General features: G+C 65.1%; 7 protein-coding genes. 6 read left to right on the forward strand and 1 reads right to left on the reverse strand.

The features are described from left to right. The 5 genes from VGH68_RS01565 to VGH68_RS01585 all read left to right on the forward strand — a co-directional run. Positions 1-405 (forward strand): MBL fold metallo-hydrolase (locus VGH68_RS01565; RefSeq protein ID WP_331601748.1); only part of this gene is annotated, 405 nt, incomplete at its 5' end. Between the two features lie 99 nt (positions 406-504). After that, entirely contained in the window at positions 505-1,263 is a 759-nt protein-coding gene (gene pqqC / locus VGH68_RS01570; protein WP_414696878.1) for a pyrroloquinoline-quinone synthase PqqC, read from the forward strand. Then, on the forward strand, positions 1,260-1,562 hold the full coding sequence (gene pqqD, locus VGH68_RS01575; protein ID WP_331601749.1) for a pyrroloquinoline quinone biosynthesis peptide chaperone PqqD: 303 nt from the start codon (positions 1,260-1,262) through the stop codon (positions 1,560-1,562). The genes pqqC and pqqD overlap by 4 nt, the downstream gene beginning before the upstream one ends. Positions 1,563-1,566: 4 nt before the next feature. Then, on the forward strand, positions 1,567-2,787 hold the full coding sequence (pqqE, locus tag VGH68_RS01580) for a pyrroloquinoline quinone biosynthesis protein PqqE (RefSeq protein WP_331601750.1): 1,221 nt from the start codon (positions 1,567-1,569) through the stop codon (positions 2,785-2,787). A 2-nt stretch (positions 2,788-2,789) separates the two neighbouring features. Further along, positions 2,790-3,452 (forward strand): response regulator transcription factor, encoded by a 663-nt coding sequence (locus VGH68_RS01585; protein WP_331601751.1) that lies wholly within the window; start codon positions 2,790-2,792, stop codon positions 3,450-3,452. On the opposite strand, the gene VGH68_RS01590 is transcribed toward VGH68_RS01585, so the two are convergent. Continuing rightward, positions 3,422-4,441: a histidine kinase gene (locus VGH68_RS01590; RefSeq protein WP_331601752.1), complete on the reverse strand. Its 1,020-nt coding sequence runs from the start codon at positions 4,439-4,441 to the stop codon at positions 3,422-3,424. The genes VGH68_RS01585 and VGH68_RS01590 overlap by 31 nt on opposite strands. A gap of 175 nt (positions 4,442-4,616) precedes the next feature. Here VGH68_RS01590 and VGH68_RS01595 point away from each other — a divergent pair. Further along, positions 4,617-5,841 (forward strand): TonB-dependent receptor (locus VGH68_RS01595; protein ID WP_331601753.1); only part of this gene is annotated, 1,225 nt, incomplete at its 3' end.

Raw genomic sequence — 5,841 nt, forward strand, 5'->3', positions numbered from 1 at the left:
AACGCGCCCGAGCGCGGCGACAACATCGGGCTAGTGCTGACCGATCTGCGCTCGAACAAGCGTGTGTTCTATGCGCCGGGACTCGGCGCGATCGAGGAACACGTGCTCGCCGCGATGCGCGAGGCGGACTTGCTGCTGGTGGACGGCACGCTGTGGACCGGCGACGAAATGATCCGCCTCGGCCTGTCGAAGAAAACCGCCGCCGATATGGGCCATCTGCCGCAGACCGGCGCGGGCGGCATGATCGAAACACTCGATTCGCTGCATGGGCACGGCGCGAAGCGCAAAGTGCTGATCCATATCAACAACACCAACCCGATCCTGGTCGAGGACAGCGCCGAGCGGCGCGTGCTCGTCGAACATGGGATCGAGATCGCTTACGACGGCATGAGTTTCGAGCTGTGAAGCATTGAATAGCCGGCATGCAAAGTATCGTTTTGCGTAGGCATGCAGGTGCGGTAACGAGGCGCGGCAGTGAATGACCCCCAAAAAAACGGAGATCGCATGAACGCGAACGACATCCAGGACGCGACGCCGATGCGCGCCGCGAATGCGGCCCGCAACTCACACGCGGACCAACCGGCGTGGAGCCGCGAAGAATTCGAGGCGCAGCTGCGAGCGAAAGGCACCGCGTATCACATTCATCACCCGTTCAACGTGAAGATGAATAGCGGCGGCTGCTCGCGCGAGCAGATTCGCGGCTGGGTCGCGAACCGTTTCTACTATCAGATCAACATTCCGTTGAAGGATGCAGCGGTATTGTCGAATTGTCCGGACCGCGAAACGCGCCGCCGCTGGGTGCTGCGCATTCTCGATCACGACGGCTACGACGGCGCGGAAGGCGGCATCGAGACGTGGGCGCGGCTCGGCGACGCGGTTGGCCTGACGCGCGACGAATTATGGTCGCTCGAACACGTGACGCCGGGCGTGCGCTTCGCCGTCGATGCGTATGTGAACTTCGCGCGCCGCGCGCCGTGGCAGGAATCGGTGTGCTCGTCGCTGACCGAGATGTTCGCGCCGCAGGTGCATCGCGACCGGCTCGCGAGCTGGCCCGAGCATTACCCATGGATCGACGCGGAGGGGCTCGCGTATTTCCGCTCGCGCATTTCGCTCGCGCAGCGCGACGTGCAACACGGGCTCGAAGTCACGCTCGATCATTTCACGCGCCGCGAACAGCAGGAACGGGCGCTCGAGATACTGCAATTCAAGCTCGACATTCTGTGGACCATGCTCGACTCGATCGAAAAGGCGTTCCCGCAATGAACGACACGACCCGCGCCGAAGACCCTCCTGCAACGGCAAGGCAAGCCGCCACGCCGCTGACGATCGCGAAGCCATTCCGTCTGCAATGGGAGGCCGCGCAGAACGCGCATGTGCTGCTGTATCCGGAGGGGATGGTGAAGCTGAATCAGAGCGCCGGAGAAATTCTGAAGCGCTGCGACGGCACCCGCGATATCGACACGCTGATCGCCGATCTGGAGCAGGCGTTCAACGCGACCGGCATCGGTGCCGAAGTACGGGCCTTTATCGCCGACGCGCACTCGCGCGGCTGGCTGGAGTAGCGCGATGACCGATCTTTCACAGCCAGGCTCCGGCGCGCAGTCCGACGCGACGGCGGCTGCCGACGTGCCGCCACCGTTATGGCTGCTCGCGGAGCTGACCTATCGGTGCCCGCTGCATTGCGCGTTCTGCTACAACCCGCTCGACTACACCGATCACAGCCGCGAACTGAGCACCGTGCAATGGATCGACGTGTTGCGCCACGCGCGCGCGCTCGGTGCGGTGCAGCTCGGCTTTTCGGGTGGCGAGCCGCTGGTGCGCGACGACGTCGAAGTGCTCGTCGAAGAAGCGCACAAACTCGGCTTCTATACGAATCTGATTACCTCCGGTGTCGGTCTCACCGATAAGCGGCTCGGCGACCTGAAGGCGGCCGGTCTCGACCACATCCAGTTGTCGTTCCAGGATTCGACGCAGGAACTGAACGACTTTCTGAGCAGCACGCGCACGTTCGACCTGAAGCAACGTGTCGCCGCTTCGCTCAAACGCCATGGCTTTCCGATGGTGCTCAACTGCGTGCTGCATCGCTATAACCTGCCGCACGTCGACAAGATCATCGAAATGGCGCTCGCGCTCGGCGCCGAATACCTGGAACTCGCGAACACGCAGTACTACGGCTGGGCGCACGCCAACGAAGCGCAGTTGATGCCGACGCGCGAACAGCTCGAAGAAGCCGAAGCGGTGGTCGCGCGCTATCGCCGCACGCACGGCGAGCGCTGCAAGATTTTCTTCGTCGTGCCCGACTACTTCGAGAACCGTCCGAAGCGCTGCATGAATGGCTGGGGCGCAGTGTTTCTCGGCGTCGCGCCCGATGGTCTTGCGCTGCCCTGCCACGCCGCCCGAGGGCTGCCGGGGCTCACGCTGCCGAACGTGAAAGACACCCCATTGCGCGATATCTGGTACGACAGCGATGCGTTCAACCGCTTTCGCGGTCTGCAATGGATGAAGGAGCCGTGCCGCAGTTGCGACGAAAAAGAACGCGACCTCGGCGGCTGCCGCTGCCAGGCGTACCTGTTCACCGGCGACCCGGCCAATGCCGACCCCGTGTGCGACAAGTCGCCGTTTCACGAGCAGGTGGTGAAGGTCGTGCAACGCGCCGCGGCGGCCGCCACGTCCGCGGCGGCGGCAGCGGCGCGCGAACAGCCGATTCTGTTTCGCAACGACGCGAACTCGCGCAAGCTCGCGGCGGCGGCACAAAAACCCGACGTCGGCCGCGATAACGGAGCCTGACCATGAGTGCGGAAATCATCTCCGTCCTGCTCGTCGACGACCATGCGGTCGTGCGCGAAGGCTATCGGCGTCTGCTCGAACTGAACGCCGATGTCGACGTGTGCGGCGAGGCCGGCGACGCCGCGCAGGCCTACCAGCGCTTTTGCGCGCTGCGCCCGGACGTGGTCGTGATGGACGTGTCGCTACCGGGCGCGAGCGGGATCGAGGCGATGCGGCGGATGCTCGCGCGCGAGCCCGACGCGCGCGTGCTGATCTTCAGCGTGCATGAGGAATCGATCTTCGTGCGCCGCGCGCTCGATGCGGGCGCGCTCGGCTACGTGACCAAGGCGAGCGCGCCCGACGTGCTGGTCGAAGCGGTGCGCACGATCGCGCGGCGCGCCGGTTATCTGAGCCCGGATATCTCCCAGGCGCTGGCGCTGCGCACCGCGTTCAACGAAGGGCCGCCGGGGCGTCAGTTGTCCGCGCGCGAGTTCGAGGTGCTGCGTCTGCTGGTGCAGGGCTATACGTTGCCGAGCATCGCGGAGAAACTCGGGCTCAGTCAGAAGACGGTCGCCAACCATCAATCGGTGATCCGGCAGAAGTTCGGCGCCGACAACGGCGTGCAGCTCGCGCAGATGGCGAGCCGGCTCGGCCTTCAGTTCACCGGCTCGGCGAGCCCCGCGTGAGCGGGCAGGCGCGCGCAGAACAGAAAACCGCGCTGCGGCTCACTGGCGACATGGAATTCGCCGCCGAGCGCCTCGACGCGCTCGCGCATCCCGATCAGCCCGAGCCCGGCGCGCGGCTTCGTCAGATCGGTACCGGGGCCGTCGTCGGCCATCGTCACGACGATTTCGTCGATCGGCGCTGGCGTGGCGGCGCCGTTTGCGTGCGGCGCTTCGCGCGGCGCGCGCACCATGAACAGTTCGACGCGTGAGCCGCGCGCGAACTTCGACACGTTGGTCAGTCCTTCCTGCACGAGCCGGTACAACGTGATCGTGAGCGTATCGCTCAGCCCGCTGAAATCCCCTTCGATGGTGACCGAGAACGACGCGTCGGGCAGCCGCTCGCGCCAGCCGTCGACGCAATGTTCGAGCGCGCCCGGCAAGCCGAATTCATCGAGACCGATGGGCCGCAAGCGGCGAATCATGCGGCCGATCTCGCGGTACACATGGGTTGCGCTGTGGATCACGCCGAGCGACACGCGATGAATCTCGGGCTCGCGTTCGCTGGCCAGATCGCGAATGCGCGCGGCGTCGAGCGAGATCGCGTTCAGATACTGGCCGAGTTCGTCGTGAAGCTCGCGCGCCATATGGCGGCGCTCCAGTTCCTGCACTTGCAGCGCCTGAGTGGCGAGCCGCCGGTTATCGGCGAGCAGGCGCTCGGCCTGTTCCTCGAGCATGCGTCGATAGCCGAGTTCGCGGCGCGCGTCGCGGTAGCGGCGCCATGCAAACCACGCCAGGCCGATCGACAGCACGAACAGCGTGCCCGGCAATTCGTCGAGCTGGAAGCGCTCCATCCCGCGCGTGAGCCGGTACGCGCGTTCGCTGACATCGAACGCGGCGCCGAGCGCCATCGCCAGTACGGCGGTCGCGATCACCCAGGCGAGATCGCGCCATACCGTCGAATGCGACGGCGGGCGGCCGGTGGAAGATACGCGGATCGGGTCGCTTGACATGACGTTTGCATTCTACTCAGCGCGATTGCGCGCGGCGCATTTTTGTGTGGGTTTTGGGAGCACTTCCCTGGCAGATCGGGAAAAGCTCCCGCCCGGTTCACAGATGCATATGCGAAGCTCTAGCCAACAACGAAGAACGCGCGCGACGCGCGCCGAGCCGGCAGGAGACAGAACGATGAGCATGCGATCACAAGCACGCCGCCAGCGCCGTTTGCAGCGGCGCGCAGGCATCACACTGTGTTTCGGCGGCACGCTTGCGGTGCTATCGGCGGGCGCGTGGGCGCAGGCTCAGCCGCCGGCCGTGGCATCGGCAGCGGCGGCAGCATCGGCTGCAGCGCCAGCGGGAGCCTCCGAACCCGCACCGGCACCAGCAAGCGCCGCTAACGCCGATAACGCCGCAACCAGCGCGCCGCCCACCACGACACTCGCGCCGATCGTCATCGTCGGCACCACCCCGCTGCTCGGTATCGGCACGCCGCTGACCCAGGTGCCCGCCAACGTGCAGACCGTCCACGCTGCCGATCTGGACCGACAGCGGCGTCAGACGCTCACCGATTACCTCGCGAAGAATCTGCCGAGCGTCGATATCGCCGACGCGCAGGGCAACCCGTATCAGATGAACCTGACCTATCGCGGCTTCACCGCGTCGCCGTTGCTCGGCACGCCGCAGGGTCTGTCGGTATTCGTCGACGGCGTGCGCGTGAATGAACCGTTCGGCGACGTCGTGAACTGGGACCTGCTACCGCAACAGGCGATCGACACGATCCAGATCATCCCCGGTTCCAATCCGACCTATGGCTTCAACACGCTCGGCGGCGCGCTGTCGATCACGACCAAGAACGGCAAGGACGACCCAGTCGGCGAGGCCGAGATCAGCGGCGGCTCGTGGGGCCGCAAAGCCGCGCAGATCGAACAGGGCGGCACGATCGGCAGCAACCTCGACTATTACGTGACCGCCAACGCGTTGAATGACAACGGCTGGGCCGAGCAGAACGCAAGCCGCATCCGCCAGGGGTTCGGCAAGCTGCGCTATACCGACGCCAATACCACGCTGTCATTGTCGGGTGGCGGCGCGGACAACGATCTGCATGGCACGCAGACCATCCCGCGCTCGTTTCTGAACAATTTCAAGCAGCCGTATACCTACCCCGACGAGAATCAGAACACGGTCGGCTATCTGACGCTGTCGGGCGATCACTACTTCAACGATCACGTCGAACTGAGCGGCAACGCGTACTATCGGCACTTTCGCAACGCCAACACCAGCAGCAACGTCAACGACGACTACGGCACGATCAACGCCGACGGCACCGTCGATACCTTGCAGGCAACCAACGAGCAATCCGTCGTGTCGACCGACAGCTATGGCGCGAGCCTGCAACTGACCCTGCTCGGCAAGC

This window comes from Paraburkholderia sp. (assembly GCF_036488505.1).
In the GTDB taxonomy this organism is placed as follows: domain Bacteria; phylum Pseudomonadota; class Gammaproteobacteria; order Burkholderiales; family Burkholderiaceae; genus Paraburkholderia.

Bases quoted from the DNA above. Each gene is read 5' to 3' on its own strand.
- pqqC (WP_414696878.1), top strand. From the start codon at position 505: ATGAACGCGAACGACATCCAGGACGCGACGCCGATGCGCGCCGCGAAT.
- pqqD (WP_331601749.1), top strand. From the start codon at position 1,260: ATGAACGACACGACCCGCGCCGAAGACCCTCCTGCAACGGCAAGGCAA.
- pqqE (WP_331601750.1), top strand. From the start codon at position 1,567: ATGACCGATCTTTCACAGCCAGGCTCCGGCGCGCAGTCCGACGCGACG.
- VGH68_RS01585 (WP_331601751.1), top strand. From the start codon at position 2,790: ATGAGTGCGGAAATCATCTCCGTCCTGCTCGTCGACGACCATGCGGTC.
- VGH68_RS01590 (WP_331601752.1), bottom strand. From the start codon at position 4,441: ATGTCAAGCGACCCGATCCGCGTATCTTCCACCGGCCGCCCGCCGTCG.